Source organism: Ensifer sp. Root127 (genome assembly GCF_001425225.1).
In the GTDB taxonomy this organism is placed as follows: domain Bacteria; phylum Pseudomonadota; class Alphaproteobacteria; order Rhizobiales; family Rhizobiaceae; genus Ensifer; species Ensifer canadensis.
The window spans coordinates 737,816-757,233 of record NZ_LMDX01000001.1; the positions used below are offsets into that span (position 1 = coordinate 737,816).

Genomic DNA, 19,418 nt, shown 5'->3' on the forward strand with positions numbered 1-19,418 from the left:
TCGCGTGAATTGGAAACAGCGGGCCGTGTGCCCGCTGTTTTCGTTTTGATGACAGCGTCGCGCCTTGTGTGGGGAAGCCGCTCGACGGACCAGAGGGCTACTGAGCCTGCGCCCTCAGTTCGCCGGCATAATCGAGGATCGCCTTGCGCCGTTCCGGTGTGCCGGGATGGGTCGCAAGGATGCTGGTGTCGGAACTGTCGCCAAGCTCCTTTTCGAGCAGGTCGAAGAACCGTGCGATTGCCGTCGGATCCCGCCTGGCTTTCAGCATCAGTTCCACCGAATGCCGATCTGCTGCCGCTTCCGCGCTACGCGAAAAGGAGAGCGTAAGGAGACCGGCACCCTGCACCAGAATGTCCTCAGCACCGGAGCCGATGTCGCCACCGATCATCATGACCAGCCCAGCGACGCCCGCGGCGCGGTAGATCTGGCGCAGGCTATGCTCGAGTTCGACATGACCGATCTCGTGCGCCAGCACGCCGACGATCATTTCGGTATCGTCGCCGGCAAGCTCGATCAGCTCATCGGTAACGATCAGCGTGCCGTCGGGCAGCGCGAAAGCATTCGGGCCGATGGTCCCGCCCATGCGGAAGTTGAGGGTGTAGCCACCCTCGCCGCGATCGGACAGCCGTGCGATCGCGTTGAACCCCTCACGGATCTTGTCCTGGCGCTCAATTGCAAGCGCCGACGTGTCGAGCAGCGTGCGATCCATCGTCTCCATGGTGCTTGCCGACATGATCTTCGGCACGATCGGCGGCGTCACCAGCACGGCGATTTCGACCAGCGCCGGTACGGCATAACGATAGATGGCCACGCCGCTGAGCACGGTCGCCAGGACGACCGCGATCAGGCGCGGGTGAAAACGCTCCCATTCGTGGACGAGATTGGTTTTTCCCTTGCGTTTCAGGAAACGATCGACGGCGTCGTTGTCGGTCGTCTCGAACAGAGAACCATCGGGAAACTCGATGCGACGCGGAATGGCGCCGACGCGCGCAGAAATATCGACGGCAGCAAGTGCTCCACCTGCAAGTTCGGCGCCGGCCTCATCCAAAGCCTTGAGGCCACCGCCATCTTCGATCAGCCGCGAGGGCACCGACCGGCTGGAACCGGCCGGATGCCACTCGCCAACAGCAATCTCCGTGCCGTTAGAAGCCAAAGTCGAACCCTTCGAAGTCCATGAACTCCGAACCGACGGCCGAACCTTCCTGGGCGATCCGGTCGAACATCTCGCCGACATTGCCTTCGAAATGGACGCCCGTGTGTTCATTGACATAACGCGCCATGCGCACGGCTGCCCAGGGACGCATAAGGCCCAGCGTGAAGATGGTGACGATCATGTTGGTAATCGCGATCCAGGCGTAACGGCCCCGCGACAGGTCGCTCGTCAACTGATGCTTGCCGTCGAAGGTCGTTGCCGACCAGGCGACGTTGCGCACGCCGGCACGGTAGAACAGCGCCGCGACCCCGAAGATCGAGAGGAATGCAATGTAGGCGATGACGAACAAGGCAATCATCGAAACGTGCATTCCCAGCGTTGCCTCAATGGAGCCGTCGAACAACGACATGATCACGGCCAGATTGAGGAAACCAATAAAGGCAATGATCAGCAGGCCAGCGACGATGATGGCCGCCGACAGGAACCACGACTTGTAGATCGCACCGACGGAAGGATCGGTCGCGAATGCCCGTTGCCCATAACGCAGGTTGCTGCCGATGTAGCGATAGGACCAGCGGCTGGCGAGCGGCACCAGGATGCCAAGTGTGAGGACCGAAATAACCGGACCGACGATGAAGGCGAGAAACGCACCGCCGACGCCGCCGACGAAATCGAACCGCACATTGCGATAGCTGGTCACGCGGGCACTGAAGCGCAGGCCCCTGACGACCAGCCATGGCACGAAGGCCACCAGCAACAGGGCAAGAATGATGCCGGCGATCGGCACGACGTTCAGCATGACGTTGTAGAAGATCAGGTAAGCGAAAACGATCACCCGACCGATCAGGATCTGCTTACCCTTTGCGTGATATTCGAAGGCGCGCCCGAGAAGCACCGTGTTACCGTAGAAATAGCGGTTGCGGCGGACCTTCGCCCAGGCGGAATAGATGCCGAGCGTGATGATCGTCAGCAGCACGTTGACGATCCAGATGCCAAAATACTCTTTTCCGCTACCGGTAAACGACAGACGGTGGAAATTGTCCGGTACCCTCTGCGTCAACGTCCCTTGCATCGACGCCGTTTCGGCCACGACCATGATAAAACCTCTCTCAATGAAATCAGCTTGCGGCAGCCCGCCATCACACAGGCGCCGCGTTGCGACAGATTGACGTCAATTGTGAACCCAGCGAACTGTGGCTATCCCCCGGATGAGCCTTCCATGCAAATGAACGGTCGAAATGCCTGCAATATTCGACCAAGGCGCGAATCAATTTTCCGCCGCCTCGGGCATATCAAATTAGTTGCAGTGCAACATGACATGCAACAGAAAAGGGTCTTTCGAAGGGGCCCCGGCATGCAAAAAAAGGCCTCTCGAAGGAGGCCTCGGGCACGCAACAAAAAAGGGCCTCCCGAAGGAGGCCCTGGAGGCGGGAGGATCTTTATCCCGTCATTACTTCATCGTCGGCATGACGAACTCGGCACCGTCCTTGATGCCTGACGGCCAACGCTCAGTGATCGTCTTGGTCTTGGTCCAGAACTTGATCGAGTCCGTGCCGTGCTGGTTGAGGTCGCCGAAGGACGAGGACTTCCAGCCGCCGAAGGAGTGGTAGGCGAGCGGAACCGGGATCGGAACGTTGACGCCGACCATGCCGATGTTGATGCGCGAGGCGAAGTCACGGGCAGCATCGCCATCGCGGGTATAGATCGCGACGCCATTGCCGTATTCGTGCTTCATCGGCAGGTCGAGGGCTTCCTCGTAGTTCTTGGCGCGAACAACCGAAAGGACCGGTCCGAAGATTTCGGTCTTGTAGATATCCATATCCGGGGTGACGTGGTCGAACAGGCAACCGCCGACGAAGTAGCCGTCCTCATAGCCCTGGAGCTTGAAGTCGCGGCCGTCGACCACGAGTTTCGCACCCTGCTCGAGGCCGCTGTCGATCAGGCTTCTGATGCGCTTCTCCGCTTCCTTGGTGACAACCGGGCCCATGTCGGCCTTCTCGTCGGTATAGGGGCCGATGCGCAGGCTTTCGACCATCGGCGTCAGCTTGGCGATCAGGCGGTTGGCAGTGTCCTCGCCAACGGGAACGGCAACCGAGATAGCCATGCAGCGCTCGCCGGCCGAGCCGTAGCCGGCGCCCATCAGCGCGTTGGCGGCCTGGTCCAAATCGGCGTCCGGCATGATGATCATGTGGTTCTTGGCGCCGCCGAAGCACTGGGCGCGCTTGCCGTTCATGGCAGCCGTGCCGTAGACGTAGCGGGCGATCGGGGTCGAGCCGACGAAGGATACGGCCGAAATGTCGGGGTTGGTGAGGATCGCGTCGACCGCGCCCTTGTCGCCATTGACGACGTTGAGGATGCCGGCCGGCAGACCTGCCTCGATCATCAGTTCGGCCAGGCGGACCGGCACGGACGGATCACGCTCGGACGGCTTCAGGATGAAGGCGTTGCCGCAGGCGATCGCCGGGGCGAACATCCACATCGGGATCATGGCGGGGAAGTTGAACGGCGTGATGCCGGCGCCGATGCCGACGGCCTGGCGGATCGAGTACATGTCGATGCCGGGGCCGGCACCTTCGGTGAACTCGCTCTTCTGCAGATGCGGAATGCCGATGACGAATTCGCAGACTTCCAGGCCGCGCACGAGATCGCCCTTGGCGTCTTCAATCGTCTTGCCGTGCTCGCGCGAGAGGATCTCGGCCAGCTCGTTCATGTGGGTGTTGAGAAGTTCGACGAACTTCATGAACACGCGGGCGCGGCGCTGCGGGTTGGTGGCTGCCCACTTCGGCTGCGCGGCCTTGGCGCTGGCGACGGCAGCGCCGAGTTCCGCGTCGCTTGCCAGCGCCACGGTGCCCTGCACTTCGCCCGTTGCCGGGTTGAAGATGTTGCTCGTGCGCCCGCTGGTGCCGGCGACGCGCTTGCCATCGATGAAATGACCGAGTTCGTACATGGATGTCTCCTCCTGATCTTGATTGTGGCGGCATGATCGCACTACGATTTGAACAAAGCAATTTCCGATATTCAGCAACCGTTGTGCGCAAATTGAAGTCCATAGGGATCAGAAACATGAATTGGGACGACGTGAGAATGTTTCTGGCGGTCGCGCGCACCGGGCAGATCCTTGCCGCCTCCAAGCGGCTCGGCCTCAACCATGCCACGCTCAGCCGGCGGGTGACCTCGCTTGAGGAAACGCTGAAGACCCGTCTCCTGGTGCGCAGGCCGAACGGCTGCGAACTGACGGCCGAAGGCGAGATCTTCCTGGCGGCGGCCGAACGCATGGAAACGGAGATGCTGGCAGCACAGTCGCAGATCGGCCGCATCGACACGGCGATCGCCGGGACGGTACGCATCGGCGCGCCGGATGGATTTGGTGTCTCCTTCCTCGCGCCGCGCCTCGGGCGGCTGACGGCGCGCTATCCGGAACTGAAGCTGCAGCTCGTGCCGGTGCCCCGCTCCTTCTCGCTGTCGCAGCGTGAAGCCGATATCGCCATCACCATCGAAAGGCCGGAACAGGGACGCCTGGTCTCATCGAAGCTTACCGACTACACGCTCGGTCTCTACGCCTCCTCGACCTATCTTGCGCAGCACGGCACGCCGCAAACGATCGACGACCTCAAGCACCATCGCCGCATCGGCTATGTCGAGGACCTGATCTTCACGCCGTCGCTGAATTTTTCGGCCGAGATCATGCGCAGCTGGGATGCCGCCTTCGAAATCTCGAGCGCCACCGGGCAGACGGAGGCGGTGCGCTCCAGCGCCGGCATCGGCATCCTGCACAACTACATCGCCCGGCACACGCCGGAACTCGAGCGCATCCTGCCTGAAACCACAATCCGGCGTGCCTACTGGACCACCTACCACGAAAGCGCCCGCGACCTGGTGCGCGTGCGCACCGTGGCGGCCTTCCTGCAGGAGCTGGTGACCGCGGAGCACCAGATGTTTGCCTGACCGCGCTCCAGAGCTACAGCGCCGCGCGTCTTGTTAGACGCGCAAAGGTCGCTGTAGCACTTTGAATGGCTGCATGTTTTTATCCTTACATCGAAAACGATTTTAGGAAACATGCAGTGGAGCGATCCCGGACGATTGCGCGCCGGCGAATGTCTCTACCCACAGAATCCAACGCGGCGGTCTGGCGCGTTTTTTGCTGTCAATGTGCGACTTGTGAAACTGCCGACATCAATTCTTCGGGATTCAGCGCCCGGCACATATTTTGGCCCTGGCCATCAACTTCCGTGAAGCTCCAACGCACCACACCTTCTCGATCGAGCAGGAACTGGCCAATGAGTTGCATATGGCCGGGTACCCTCACCTGCTGATCGGCTTCTGTGATTTCGTACCCATCCTTCTCGCTGAGAAGGTCGCCCGCGGTCGCCGGATCCATCGGTTCAGGCAATTCACCCGGCCGATCGACCCGCATCGTCATGACCACGTCCATTCCAACCTTGCGTGGCCAGTCGGTCTCATTCTCCGTAAACTCGAGGAGGGGTAAGCCGAAGGCGCGGTGTGAAGCTCGCTCCGGGTCCGATGCAGCAAGAAGACCGGGTATCGGATGATAGCGGAAATAGAGTCGCGCGCGCTCGACCGGGGTGTTGACCACCGCCAGAGATTCGACGCCTTTTTCGCGCAGAGCCGTGTTGAACTGTGCCATCGCCGCGACATGGCGTCGGCAGAACGGACACAGCAGGCCTCGAAACAAACCGACCAACAACGGGCGACGGCCGCGAAAATCATCAAGTGCGATCTTCCCCTCGCGTGAGATCGCATCCAGCACAAAGTTCGGAGCCTGGTCGCCCGGTTGTAACGGATGATCCAGATAATGTGCAGACATGGTCAACCTCCTCGCCCGAAGGACCAATGAAGAAGAGGCAGCACAAGACGTACTTCAAAGAGCCCGTACTGGGCGCAAACGTCCTGCTCCAACGCAGAGAGCTCTCGGCCTCCGCCATGTTGCCGAGGTCGAAATCAAGCGCCGCAGGGCCTGACCTCTCGCCATACAGCGCCGCGCGTCTTATTAGACGCGCAAAGGTCGCTGTCGCACTTTGAATTGCTGCATGTTTTTTCCTTAAATCGAATAGGATTTAAGGAAACATGCAGTAGCGTACAGCCAGGATCGACCTGAGAATGGCCTCACATTGGCCCACGAGCAAGCAGTAAACAGCGAATCGTCATCCGTGCCACGGGACGGCACGGCGGCGAGGTCGAATGGACCTCCTGACACGCGCCTTCCCTGGTTAGATAGACACTCCGGCCTCGCGGAGTCCGTCCGCCAGTCGATCGAGCACAGTGGGATCCCGGTAAGGCAAGGCCCGCTTGAGGTGGTTGATGGAAAAGTTCGGGTTAACCTCGAACACTTCGCGCCAGTAGCGGCGCGCCTCCTCGTGGCGCCCGGTGCGACCATAGAGGCAGGCGAGATAAAGGCGCGTCATGTCCGATCGCGGCGCAAGCGCCAGGCGGCGCTTGAAGGCGATCTCGGCCTCGCCGAAACGGCCGAGGTTCAACAACGTCCGACCCAGGAAATGCAGCGACAGGTCGAATTGCGGATCGAGCCGATGGGCCCGTGTGTAGAATGGCAGCGCGTCTTCGTACCGACCTTGGAAATCCCGTATCGTGCCAAGTGCAGTATGGCAGCTCGCGGAATTGGGATCGAGTTCGATCGCCCTTTGAGCGGCATGCTCCGCTTCGTCGAAGTGCCGCATCCAACAGTGCGCGAGCGAGAGAGCGTGATGGCCATGCGGCTCGTTATCGTCGATATCGACGGCCCTTTGTGCCAGCTCCAAAGCGCGTTCAAGATCGTCGGCCGTCCCGCCGTTCCACCGATTGATGAAATCGGTCAAGGCGATGATCGCGAGAGAAGCGTAGGCAGCCGCAAGCCCCGGATCGATGGCGATGGCACGCTCGAGCATGCTGCGCGCCTCCGCGGACGATACGGCGTTGAACTGCAGAATCGCCTGGCGGGAACGGACGAGCAGATCATAGGCTTCTGGATCGACCTTGCCGAGGCTCCCGCGTCGCTCTTCCTCGCCGGTTGTTAGCTTCACCTTGAGCGCGGTGACGATGGTGCGGGTCACTTCGTCCTGAACCGCAAAGATATCTTCAATTCCCCGATCGTAGCGCTCGGCCCATAGATGACCGCCGGTCGTGCCGTCGATCATCTGGGCATTGATGCGGATTCGATCAGCGGCCCGGCGTACGCTGCCTTCCAGGACATAGCGGACGCCAAGTTCCCGGCTCACCTTGCGGATATCTGGCGCCTTGCCCTTGTAGGCGAAAGAGGAGTTGCGGGCGATCACGAAGAGGCCGGAAACCTTTGAGAGATCCGTGATGATGTCCTCGGTGATGCCGTCGGCGAAATACCCCTGCTCCGGGTCGCCGGACATGTTGTCGAACGGCAGAACGGCTATCGATGGCTTCTTTGGAAGCTGCGGCGGGGCTTCGGTGGCAATCTTGACGGGATCGTTTGTGCGGTCGTCCGGCGACCACGTCCAGATATGCACCGGGCGTTCGATGTTCTTGACCTCGTGATGACCGCTGTCGACGAAGTCGAGGTCGATGCGACCATGCACATATTCATGAACACCATCCGCAATGGCTACGCTGCCAGGCCTGGCAAGCGCCTCGATACGCGCCGCCACATTGACCCCATCGCCGTAGAGATCGCTGTCGGCGACCATGATGTCGCCCAGGTTGACGCCGACGCGAAGCACGATCGCCAGGTCTGCCGGCACGTCCTTGTTGGCGGCTGCCATGGCCCGCTGAAGTGCCGCGGCGCATTCGACGGCGTTGACGGCGCTGGAGAACTCGACGAGCACGCCGTCGCCGGTCCTCTTGAAGACGCGGCCCTGATGTGTGGCGACGAGTGGCTCCAACACCTCTTTCCATCGCGCCATGAGCTGCGTGTAGGTGCTTTTCTCGTCACGCTCCATGAGCCGGCTGTAGCCGACTACGTCAGCCGCCAAAATGGCAGCGAGCCGCCGTGTGATGGGTTCGTTGGCCATGGACAATGGCGCCTTCCTGGGGCGCCTTCCTGGCGCCCATTGGCGAAATTTTACTGGCGTCTTGCTCCCATGTCCATTCGGCTTGAAGCCGATTGGTCGATATCCAACATCGTGGCAGGGCGCGCCAACCTCCACTTGTGTGGCGGTTCCAAAAAATGTCAGCTTCAGGGTGCGATCCGGGCCTCAGGAACGACCGGTTCGGGTCGATGGCGGAGATGGACACAGCGACGTTTGGAATTCCGTTCCTGCCTTAAGCGGATTTAAGCGTTGGAACACCAACCCGCACCGTCGATTGTGGTGCATTTGTCGTCCAAATATCCGGAGAACGTCGATAGAGACGGAAGCAGGTGCGCGAAAAGCGCTTAATATCAGATAGATATAAAGAGAATGGTACGGTTGGGGGGTCTCGAACCTCCGACCTCAGGTGCCACAAACCTGCGCTCTAACCAACTGAGCTACAACCGCACAAACGAGCGACATCAGTCGCTTGGCGGCTCACATACGGAGACTTCCGCCGCTTTGCAAGCCTAAACTTGAGATTATCCTGCAAAAAGACCGGATGGCAAGCCACCCGGTCCCATTCATGCCAAGCGCGGCCAGGGGCCGGCGCGGATCAGACCTTCTTGAAAGAAGACATCGCCTTTTCAGCGGCTTCCTTGCCAGGCTTGGTAACATTCTCAGCAACCTTCTTGGTTGCTTCCTGCATCGACTTGGTCTGTTCGACGGCAAGTTCAGCCTGCTTGCGGAAGAAAGAGGTCTGCAGCTCGACGAATTCGGACAGCGACTTCACACCGAGCAGCGCTTCCATGTGCGAAAGCGAGTTTTCGGCATTGGTGCGCAGGGCGTCGATGGCCTTGAGGCCGAGTTCAACGCTACCGGTCTGGGCGCTTTCAAGCGTCGCTTCGACGGTCTTGCTTGCTTCCTCGGCAGCGGTCTTCATCTTGGAATAAGCGTCCTTCGACTGGGCAGCGCCCTTTTCCGCGAAGTCGCGGAAGCTGTCGGCAACCTTTGCCGGGTCGAAAGAGGAGAAGGAAAATGCGTCGTCGATCTTCTTGGTAGCCATGAATGCGCTCCTTGGTGTCAGGGCCCTCTTTTGAGGCGCCGTTGATTGATGCACACTATATAACCGATCCTATTGTGCATTGCAATAAAATTGTGCAGTGCACAAATTCGCCTGCGTTAACCCTTCGCGATGAAAGGGGTGAGCGAAAGACGCCGATTGCTGGACCCTCAGCCGCGTGGCGGGTATTAATAGAGTGTTAACGTACCAGCGACCCGTCAATAGGCCCGTCCATGCCCGCAAGACAGTACCCCTTCATCGACATTGCCGTGCATGAGCGGGTGCGCGAACATTTTGCGCGCGGCGATGCGGCGATCCTGTTTTCGAGGGACCTTAACCGCGTTCTGTGGGCCAACGATCAGGGTGCCGCCTTCTTCGGCGCAGACTCGATCTACGACTTCATCGACACGGGCCCCAATGCGAACGACCTGTCGGCGCGGCAGTTGAAGGCCGCCGCGACGCAGCTCGTTTCGGTCGGCGATCGTCGCCAGCTCTTGATGCGCATTGCCGCGGGCTTTCGAAGCGTGCCGCTCAATACGACGGTGGAACTGATCCGCGTCCGGCCGGACGAATTGGGCGTGCTGTTCACCGCACCCCATTCCGGCAAGCCGCTTTCGACGGAAGATCGCGCGGCGCGCATGATCGCCGGGCTCGACGGCCCGGACACGCACATGGCCGTGCTGGATGCCGACGGTACGATCGTCGCCCAGTCGCCTGGCTTTGCCAATCTCGGCATGTCCGACGAGACGCGCCGCCAACTCGTCGCCGCCGTTGCCCGCGACCATGACTGGCTGATCAAGCGCCCGGTCGCCACGGCAAAGGGACACCTGCCCGCCGCCATCGGTAAGATCGCCGACGAACCGGCGCTTCATCTTCTCTTTGCGGTGGAAACCATCCTCGGCAACCTCGACCCGGATGAAGCACCGGCCGAGGCTGTCTTGCCGCCGACAGCCGTCGCGGAGGTCGTCGAGGCCGATGTTGTGACCGACGTCGCACCCGCTGTCGTCGAAACGGAAGCGGCGATGGCTACTGGCGCGGTGGAAACGGTCGTCGAGCAATCGGCTCCCGACGAGCTGGCTTCGGCGGATCAGCGGATCGTCGCCGAACGTGAAATCGAGCAGCCGCTTGCGGAAGCCGACGACGTCGTCGCCGCAGTCGAAGCAGAGGAACCCGACCTCGCCGTCGACACCGATACCGAAACGCCGCTGGAAACAGCGACCGCCGAAACATCAGATGCGGCCCAGGAACAGACGGACGCCGCACCAGAAGGCGCGGAGCAGTTGCCGTCCGCCGAGACGGCAATTGTCGCCGAGGCAGCGCCTGTCCCCGATGCTACATCGGTTGAACCGCGCGAACACAAAGACGCCCCTGTCGGCGCTCAGTCCGACTTCGCCTTTGCGATCGGCGGGCGGGCGGTGCGGTTCGTCTGGAAAATCGACGCGGAAGGACAGTTCAGCGAAATCTCGGAGGAGTTTGCCTCGGCGGTCGGGCCGAAGGCCGCCGACGTGATCGGTGTCAGCTTCGCCTCGCTTGCGGCGCGCTATGGTCTCGACCCCGACAACAAGATCAACGAGCTCCTGCACCGCCGCGACACCTGGTCCGGCAAGACGATTTTCTGGCCGGTCGAAGGCACGAGCCTTAAGGTCCCGGTCGACCTCGCCGCCCTGCCCACCTACTCGCGCTCGCGGGAGTTCGACGGTTTCCGCGGCTTCGGCATCGTGCGCGTTGCAGATGCCGTCGAAGATCACAACGCCAACGGCCTTTCGCTCGATCGTGACGAGGATGCGATAGAGGCCAACGATCTGACGGCGCCAACTTCGCCGAATGGCGTGGCAGCCGTTGAAGAGGCGACCCACGAGATCGCGACCGCCGGCGCGAATGAAGCCGACGAACCTGCACTTTTTTCCGACGAGCCGCAGCCGACCGAGGCAGTAACGACCGACCAGCCCGCGGTGCCGGCCGATCCCTTCCTTGGTCAGCGCCCAGCACTTCGCATCGTCGAGACGCCCGGACGCCGGGCTTCCGACAAGATCATCGAACTCGAGCTACACCGCCCGGCCGGTTCAAGCGCGCTCACCCGCGGCGAGCAGGCGGCTTTTCGCGAAATCGCGCGGCAGCTCGGCGAAAATTTTGTGGGACGCCCAGAGGCGCACGAGACCCGGTCGGACGAGGCTTCAGACGACGCCATCCAAGGCGAAGCGGAACAACCGGTATCTGAAACCCTGGACGAAGCAGCTCTTGAGGCCGCGCCGACCGCGACCAGCGAGTCTGAGTTCGAGACGCCAGAAGCTTCGAGCGAGGTGGCCGCAGCCGAACCTCGATCCGACGACCTGGCCGAGGCGAGCATGGACCCGGCGACGATCGCGACCGTCGGTTTCAGCGGCGAGATCCTCGATAGCCTGCCTGTCGGCCTGCTCGTGCATCTCGGCGACGACCTGCTGCACGCCAATCCGGAATTCCTGCGACTGACGGGCTACGACACGCTCGATGATTTCAAAGAGGAAGGCGGCATCGACGCGCTCTTTGCCAATGACGAGGAGGTCGGCGACACGGAGCCGGACGGCACGATGACGCTGATCCGCAAGACCGGGCAGTTGCTTCCGGTAACGGCCCACTTGCACTCGATCCGCTGGGACGGAAAGAGCGCGCTGATGCTGGCCCTGGCATCGACGGAAGTCGCGCAGCCCCAAGAGAGCGAAGCGAGCCCGGTCGAAACCGCTCCGGCTCCCGTCGCCGACGAACAGGTCGGCAAGCTCAAGACCGAAATCGACGAGCTGCGCTCGATCCTCGAGACGGCGACCGATGGTGTCGTCATTCTCGGACACGACGGCGATATCCGCTCGATCAACCGCTCAGCGAGCGCGCTCTTCAACTACGATGAGAGCGAAATCCGCGGCAAGCCGTTTGCAGCGCTCTTTGCCCATGAGAGCCAGAAGGCGGTCATCGATTATCTGCAAGGCCTGTCCGGCCATGGGGTTGCCAGCGTACTCAACGACGGCCGCGAAGTGATCGGCCGCGAGGCCGCAGGCGGCTTCCTGCCGCTGTTCATGACCATCGGCCGCCTGTCCGCCTCCAACGGCTATTGCGCCGTCATCCGCGACATCACCCAGTGGAAGCGGACCGAAGAGGAGTTGCGCAACGCCAAGCGCGCGGCCGAGACGGCAAATGCCCACAAGACGGAGTTCCTGGCGCGCGTCAGCCACGAAATCCGCACGCCTCTCAATGCGATCATCGGCTTTTCCGACATGATGGCGAGCGAGCATTTCGGCCCGGTTGGCCATCCGCGCTATATCGAATACGCCGGCGACATCGGCCGCTCCGGCCGCCATGTGCTCGATATCGTCAACGACTTGCTCGATATCTCGAAGATCGAGGCGGGCGAGATGGATCTCGACTTCGGCTCGGTCGAAATCAACGATGCGGTTTCCGAAGCGGTGTCGCTGGTGCAGCCGCAGGCAAACAGCCAGCGCGTCATCATCCGCACGTCGCTTTCGACAGCTGTGCCGAACGTGGTTGCCGACAGCCGCTCGATCAAGCAGATCGCACTCAACATCCTGGCGAACGCCATCCGCTTCACGCCATCGGGCGGACAGATCGTGGTGTCGACCTCCTATGAGCCGAACGGCAGCGTGATCCTGCGTATCCGCGACACCGGCGTCGGCATGACGCGCAGCGAACTCGACCAGGCGATGAAGCCCTTCCGGCAGGTGACGACCGGTGGCCGCAAGCGTGGCGACGGCACCGGCCTCGGGCTGCCGCTGACCAAAGCCATGGCCGAAGCCAACCGTGCGCAGTTCGCCATCACCTCGGCACCGAACGAGGGCACGCTGGTGGAAATCTCCTTCCCGTCACAACGCGTCTTGGCGAACTGACGACAGATGCTGTAAGGAAATGTTGACTTGGGGAAACCAGTTTGTTGGCATCCTCACGGCAATTCCTGCTGCATAATCCTCTTCTTGAAATCGGAGGCGATCCAAGGGGAAGATTATGCAGCGAGTTTAAAGCGTTACAGCATCCTTAGAGCGTCATGTCAGACGCGCGGCGCTGTGGCCGTTTCGCTCCGGATCAGATCGATTGCAGTCCACGTCACAAATCCTCAAGCGGCGCCCAACCGGCGCGAAAACCGGTCTTTCGCATCCGCTGCTCGCCGTATGGGCCGGGGGCGCATCGCTGATCGTGCTGATGCCGATCCTCGCCATTGCATGGCTGGCGATTTCCGGCGGCGGTTCCGACTGGCCGCATCTCATGCAAAACGTCATCCCGCGCGCCACCATCCGCACGTTGCTGCTGATCGCGTTCACCGGGATGACGACGGCCGTCGTCGGCATCGTGACCGCGTGGCTGGTGGCGAGTTGCGAGTTTCCCTTGCGCCGGTTTCTGTCCGCCGCGCTGGTGTTGCCGCTTGCCATTCCCGCCTATCTCGCCGCCTACGCCTTCGGTGAGCTGTTCACCTTCACCGGGCCGGTGCAGGGGCTGATCCGCGCTATCTTCGGCTTCAAGACCAGCCGCGACTACTGGTTTCCCGATATCCGCTCGCTCGGCGGCGCCGTCCTGGTGCTGAGTTCCGTGCTCTATCCCTATATCTATCTCGCCTGTCGCTCGATGTTTCTGATGCAAGGGCGCGCGGCGGCCGATGTTGCCCGCACGCTCGGCGCCGGGCCGCTCAAGGTGTTCTTCCGCATCCAGATCCCGATGGCGCGACCGGCGATCATGATCGGTCTGACGCTGGTGGCGATGGAGACGCTGAACGACATCGGTGCCGTCGAATTCCTCGGCGTGCAGACACTGACCTTCTCGATCTTCGACACCTGGCTCAACCGCGGCAGCCTTGCCGGCGCGGCGCAGATCGCCTGCATCATGCTCGTCTTCGTCATCGGGCTGATGATGATCGAGCGGGCTGCCCGGCGAAGGCAGCGCTTCTCCAGCCAGAAGACGACGTCGGCAGTCCATGATGCGACCAGGCTTCCGCTTTCCGGCTGGAAGAAGTGGGCCGCGACGATTGCGTGCCTGCTTCCGGTGCTCTCCGGCTTCGCGGTCCCGTTCCTGATCCTCGGCAATTACGCGCTGAAGCGCCTCGATCAATTCATCGAACCGCGGTTGCTGAACGCACTCTTCCACAGCATCCTGGTTTCCGGTGCAACCGCGCTGGTCACGGTGCTGCTCGGTTTCGTGCTTGCCTATGCCGCGCGTACCGGACGCTCGCGTTTCACCGATACCGCCGGCCGCCTCGCCTCCTTCGGCTATGGCGTGCCCGGCACGGTTCTGGCGATCGGCGTGCTCTTCCCGCTGGCAGCGCTAGACAATCTGGTCGACGCCGGCTTTCGCAGCACCTTGGGCATATCCACCGGGCTACTGATGACGGGAACGGGCTTTGCCATCATCTACGCCTGCACCGTCCGGTTCCTCACCATGGCCGAAGGCACGCTGGAGGCGGGTTTCCAGAAGCTGTCGCCGCACCTCGACATGGCTGCACGTGCGCTTGGCCGCACCGGAGGGCAGACGCTGCGAACCGTGCTTCTGCCGATGATGCGCCCCGCCGTGTTGACCGCAGCACTTCTCGTCTTCATCGAGACCATGAAGGAACTGTCGGCGACGATCATGCTGCGCCCGTTCAACTTCAACACGCTTGCGACGCTTGTTTACGAGGACGCATCGCGTGCCAAGGTCGAGGATGCATCGGTGGCTGCGATGATCATCGTCGTTGCCGGCATGATCCCCGTGATCCTGGTTTCGAGATCGATGGAGCGTCGGCCCTAACGCAGGTCGCGCAAAAGTGCGCAGCGGTTTTGCGATAAGGACATGCGTTAAGAAAAGAGCTTAAAGCGCAACAAGGGAATCCTGGAAATCGCAACGCGCTTAACAGCATTTCCAGGAAAAGTGCGAAGCGGTTTTCCGTCTGGAAATACGGGAAAACAAAGAGATAGAGCGTTTCCGCACCTCCGCCCAAAACGCTCTGTCCCGAAGGCAAAAAAAGAGGTGGCTGGGAGGCCACCTCGATAATTCAATGCTAAACCAACAAATGCTCGAGAAGTAATGACATCATGTCTGCGGCGGCATCGCTGCCAGGCGCCGACCACTCATCGGCCGGCCTCAAGTTGACATGACCATGCGCCCCCAATCGTTAACAAGACCTTACCAGCCGATCCGACAATTTTAGGGATTTATCAGCAAGTCTGAAGCCTTGGTTAATTCCGAAAGCGCGAACAAGTTAACGGCCCCTCAATTTTTGAGGGCATCGAGCCCGGCGAAAAGATCGAGCGCTTCCGGGTTGGCGAGCGCCTCCTTGTTCTTGACCGGGCGTCCATGCACAACGTCGCGGACCGCCAATTCGACGATCTTGCCCGACTTCGTGCGCGGAATATCGGCAACGGCGATGATCTTCGCCGGCACATGGCGGGGCGATGCGCCGGTGCGGATACGGTTCCTGATCGCCTTCTCCAATTGCTCATCGAGCGAGGCGCCGGATGCCATGCGCACGAACAGCACGACGCGCACGTCGTCTTCCCAGTCCTGTCCGATGCAGAGCGCTTCGGCCACCTCTTCCATCTGCTCGACCTGATTGTAGATCTCCGCCGTGCCGATGCGCACACCGCCGGGATTGAGTGTCGCGTCGGAGCGACCATGGATGACGATGCCGCCATGCGACGTCCATTCGGCAAAGTCGCCATGGCACCAGACGTTGTCGAAACGTTCGAAATAGGCGGCGCGGTATTTGACGCCTTCGGGATCGTTCCAGAACATCACCGGCATCGACGGGAATGCCTTGGTGCAGACGAGTTCACCCTTTTCGCCGCGCACGGAGCGCCCCTCGTCGTCCCAGACATCGATGGCCAGTCCGAGGCCAGGACCCTGGATCTCGCCACGCCAGACCGGCTTCAGCGGATTGCCGAGCACGAAGCACGAAACGATGTCGGTGCCGCCGGAGATCGACGCAAGCTGGACGTCCTGTTTGATGCCTTCATAGACGAAGGAGAAGCCTTCGGGCGACAGCGGCGAGCCAGTCGAGGTCAAGAGCCGCAGGCTTGAAAGGTCGTGGGTCTTGGCCGGCTCAAATCCGCCCTTGCGGACCGCGTCGATGTATTTTGCCGACGTACCGAAGACGGCAAACGTTTCGTCCGCCGCATAATCGAACAGGACGTTTCCATCAGGATAGAACGGCGAGCCGTCGAACAGGCACAGCGTCGCGCCGACCGCCAGGCCGGAGGCGAGCCAGTTCCACATCATCCAGCCGCAGGTGGTGAAATAGAAGAGCTTCTCCCCGTCGCCGAGCCCGCAGTGGAAGCGATGTTCCTTCAAATGCTGCAGCAGCGTGCCGCCGGCCGAATGAACGATGCACTTCGGGACGCCCGTGGTGCCGGAGGAGAAGAGCACATAGAGCGGGTGGCTGAACGGCAAACGCTCGAAGGCGAGCGCCTCGGCTTTAAACGGAGCGATGAAGTCCTCGAGCGTCACGCCATCGGCAATTGAGGCCGCCAGCGCCCTCGCCTCGCCCGCATAGGGAACGATGAGGGCTGGAACGTCGAGAGCCATGGAGACCGCACGAACCTTGGCGTCGACGTCCTGTCGTTTGCCGTTGTACCAATAGCCGTCGCAGGCGATGAACAGTTTCGGGGTGATCTGGCCAAAGCGATCGAGAACGCCCTGCTCGCCAAAATCGGGAGAACAGGACGACCAGATCGCACCGATCGACGCGGTCGCCAGCATGAGAGCGATCGTTTCGGGCATATTGGGCATCATCGCGGCGACGCGGTCACCCTTGCCGATGCTGCGCGCTTTCAGCGCCTGCTGCAGCCGCGAGACCAGCGTGCGCAGATCATCCCAGGAAAGCCGGTAGCTGACCTTATCCTCGCCGCGGAAAATGAGCGCATCGTCGCCGCCGGCGCGCCGCAGCAGGTTCTCGGCGAAATTCAGCGACGCCTCGGGAAAGAACCGAGCGTCGAGCATGCTGTTACCATTGACCAGAGCCGTCGCGCCACGATCGCCGATGACTTCGCAATGCTCCCAGACCGCCGTCCAGAAATCGCCGCGTTCGGCAACCGACCACGCGTGAAACGCGTCGTAATCGGCAAAGTCTTTGCCGAAGCGCTCGCTGCACCAGGCGATAAATTGCGCCATCGGGCTGTGCTCGCGGATCTCTGGACCGGGAACCCACAAAGGTTGCTCAGACTGCATGCTTTCCTCCACTCCTACTCCATGCCCTCTATACCATGCTGCAACGCAAAATAAACAGCAGGAGAACCCGCTCCGGCGTCGCATTGGCGACATTTCCATGTCGGGCGCATTTGATTTATGCGGGCTGAAAGCCTATCCAAGCAGCGTGATCCCAAGCGATGGGCAACCAGGCGGAAATGACAAGAAAAATCCTGCATATGATGGGTGAATCACGCCTTTGGTCGCGGCTTCGTCGTCGCCATTTCCTCTGGCCGGCGGCGATCGGCATCGTGCTGGCCGTCGGATACAACGCGGCCCTGCCGCTCGTGATCTCGACGACGGACGTGCGGCCGACGATGGAGCGCATGCTCGACGCCTGGTCGGGTGGCAAGAGCAGGATAACCGGCGAGCCGAACATCCGTTTCTGGCCGAACCCGACGCTGACATTGTACGGCGCCACGATCGAGACGACCGACGGTACCCCCCGCACACTCGCCCGGATCGGCAGCATCACCGCAGCCTTCAGCCTGGTTTCTGCGCTTCGCGGCGAACCGGCACTCGAAGACATCCGCCTCATCGAGCCTGTGGTAACGCTGGAGCGTGGCATCGACGGCACGCTCAACTGGGAGCGGCCGCGCTGGCTTGCGCCGCGCGAGGCGAAAGCGGACAACGACGACACCCCCTTCGGCGACATCACGATCGAGAATGGCCGCCTGCAGGTATTCGACCGGGCGACCAATTATGCGCGGGAGTTTCCCGGCATATCCGGCACCGTGAAGTGGCCCTCCTTTGCCGGGCGCCTGAATGCGCAACTGTCGAGCATGATCGGCGGGCAGGCCGTGAGCTGGGCGCTGGCCTGCGACGAGCCGCTGACGCTGCTGGCCGGCCGCAACACGACGCTGAAGACATCGCTGACCTCGGCCCCCCTCAATTTCTCCTTCGAGGGCGTCGGCAATCTGTCGATGAAACCATTCGCCTCGGGGCGGCTCCAGGTTTCCACCGCCTCGCTGCCGGCGCTTGCCGCGTGGTTTGAGGGGGCCTCGCATGAGGGGCTGCCCGAGAGCAGCTTCGATCTCAGTGCCAACGTCACGACCGGAGACGCGACGCTGAAGCTGGATGACTTGCGCCTGGCGATCGGCGGCGCGACGGCAACCGGGGTGCTCGACGTTGTCGCTCCTGCCAACGACACACCGCGCGTCGAGGGCACGCTCGCGTTCGACAGGATCGACCTCAACGGACTGCAACCACTTTTTGCGCAGCTTCCGGTCGATCCAGAAGAACTCGCCAGACATATGACCGAGGCTTTCGCCCGCACCTGGCGCGTCGACGTGCGCCTTTCGACGCAGGAGGCAGCGATCGGCCCGTTGCGGCTGACCGACGTGGCGGCCGGCGTCATGGTCGATCACGGGCGGGCGTCGCTTGATATCGGCGACAGCACCTATGCCAATGGCAGGCTCAGCGGCCGCCTCGTGCTGTCGGAAGCGGGCTTGACCCGTGGCGGCAAGCTAGAGCTGGCTCTCAAGGATGCGGATCTTGCGGCCGCCGTCGCCGACTTCGGCTTCACCGGCCCGGTGCCGACGGGACGCGGCAACGTCAACCTGGACCTGGCGACCGATCACCCGTTCTGGACGCCACGCGCAGCCGACGCATCCGGGCGCCTGACCTTGTCGCTTGCCAACGGCAGACTATCCGAATTCGACTCCGACGCCTTCTCGGACCTGGTCCGCAGGGGTGAGTTCTTCTCGCTGTCGCAGGCAGGCAGCGGCACGTTCGATTTTCAGCGGGCCGACATCGAGGCGCGCTTCAGCGACGGATCGGCCCGGTTGAACCGCGCTACCTTTATCGGGCCGACGGGCAGCCTGTCGGTCAACGGCGTCATACCCTATCGCAGCGGCAGCCTGGCTCTTGCCGGAACCTTTACCGACGCTACCAATGCCGCCCAGCGATTGCGGTTCTTCGTCGGCGGCTCCTGGCCGAATGCGGTGATCTCGCCGCTCTCGGTTCTCGGCGAGCCCAACTGAAACGGCCGGCGCTTTAAATGCACCAGCCGTCCTCTTGAAAA

The 19,418-nt window shown here is 61.8% G+C and carries 11 protein-coding genes and 1 tRNA gene; 4 read left to right on the forward strand and 8 right to left on the reverse strand.

What is annotated here, in order from left to right:
- Positions 1-97: 97 nt before the first annotated feature.
- From ASD03_RS03505 to ASD03_RS03515, 3 genes are all read right to left on the reverse strand, one after another.
- A complete protein-coding gene (locus ASD03_RS03505) occupies positions 98-1,153 on the reverse strand; it encodes a M48 family metallopeptidase (protein WP_025425996.1) in 1,056 nt (351 codons plus the stop codon).
- A complete protein-coding gene (locus ASD03_RS03510) occupies positions 1,143-2,225 on the reverse strand; it encodes a YjgN family protein (RefSeq protein ID WP_051509196.1) in 1,083 nt (360 codons plus the stop codon). The genes ASD03_RS03505 and ASD03_RS03510 overlap by 11 nt, the downstream gene beginning before the upstream one ends.
- Before the next feature lie 378 nt (positions 2,226-2,603).
- Complete coding sequence (locus tag ASD03_RS03515; protein WP_025425994.1) at positions 2,604-4,100, reverse strand: CoA-acylating methylmalonate-semialdehyde dehydrogenase; 1,497 nt, start codon at positions 4,098-4,100, stop codon at positions 2,604-2,606.
- Between the two features lie 116 nt (positions 4,101-4,216).
- Between ASD03_RS03515 and ASD03_RS03520 the strand changes: the two genes are divergently transcribed.
- The gene (locus ASD03_RS03520) at positions 4,217-5,098 is read left to right on the forward strand and encodes a LysR family transcriptional regulator (protein WP_025425993.1); all 882 of its coding nucleotides are present in this window, start codon (positions 4,217-4,219) and stop codon (positions 5,096-5,098) included.
- Positions 5,099-5,297: 199 nt separating this feature from the next.
- Here the strand turns inward: ASD03_RS03520 and ASD03_RS03525 are convergent, their stop codons facing one another.
- From ASD03_RS03525 to ASD03_RS03545, 4 genes are all read right to left on the reverse strand, one after another.
- Complete coding sequence (locus ASD03_RS03525; RefSeq protein ID WP_025425992.1) at positions 5,298-5,978, reverse strand: peroxiredoxin-like family protein; 681 nt, start codon at positions 5,976-5,978, stop codon at positions 5,298-5,300.
- Between the two features lie 403 nt (positions 5,979-6,381).
- Positions 6,382-8,145 carry an adenylate/guanylate cyclase domain-containing protein gene (locus ASD03_RS03535; RefSeq protein ID WP_025425990.1) on the reverse strand — a complete coding sequence of 588 codons (1,764 nt, stop codon included), beginning with the start codon at positions 8,143-8,145 and terminating at the stop codon, positions 6,382-6,384.
- A 388-nt stretch (positions 8,146-8,533) separates the two neighbouring features.
- Positions 8,534-8,610 (reverse strand) — tRNA-His (locus ASD03_RS03540).
- 148 nt (positions 8,611-8,758) lie between these two features.
- Positions 8,759-9,208, reverse strand: coding sequence for a phasin (locus ASD03_RS03545; protein WP_025425989.1), 450 nt, complete (start codon positions 9,206-9,208; stop codon positions 8,759-8,761).
- Positions 9,209-9,438: 230 nt separating this feature from the next.
- Between ASD03_RS03545 and ASD03_RS03550 the strand changes: the two genes are divergently transcribed.
- Positions 9,439-13,077 carry a PAS domain S-box protein gene (locus ASD03_RS03550; protein WP_057212484.1) on the forward strand — a complete coding sequence of 1,213 codons (3,639 nt, stop codon included), beginning with the start codon at positions 9,439-9,441 and terminating at the stop codon, positions 13,075-13,077.
- A gap of 202 nt (positions 13,078-13,279) precedes the next feature.
- Entirely contained in the window at positions 13,280-14,962 is a 1,683-nt protein-coding gene (locus ASD03_RS03555; RefSeq protein WP_025425987.1) for an iron ABC transporter permease, read from the forward strand.
- 462 nt (positions 14,963-15,424) lie between these two features.
- Here ASD03_RS03555 and ASD03_RS03560 read toward each other — a convergent pair whose 3' ends face one another.
- Positions 15,425-17,377, reverse strand: coding sequence for an acetoacetate--CoA ligase (locus tag ASD03_RS03560; RefSeq protein WP_025425986.1), 1,953 nt, complete (start codon positions 17,375-17,377; stop codon positions 15,425-15,427).
- 176 nt (positions 17,378-17,553) lie between these two features.
- Here ASD03_RS03560 and ASD03_RS03565 point away from each other — a divergent pair, with 176 nt between their 5' ends.
- Positions 17,554-19,377 (forward strand): AsmA family protein, encoded by a 1,824-nt coding sequence (locus ASD03_RS03565; RefSeq protein WP_025425985.1) that lies wholly within the window; start codon positions 17,554-17,556, stop codon positions 19,375-19,377.
- Positions 19,378-19,418 lie beyond the last annotated feature (41 nt).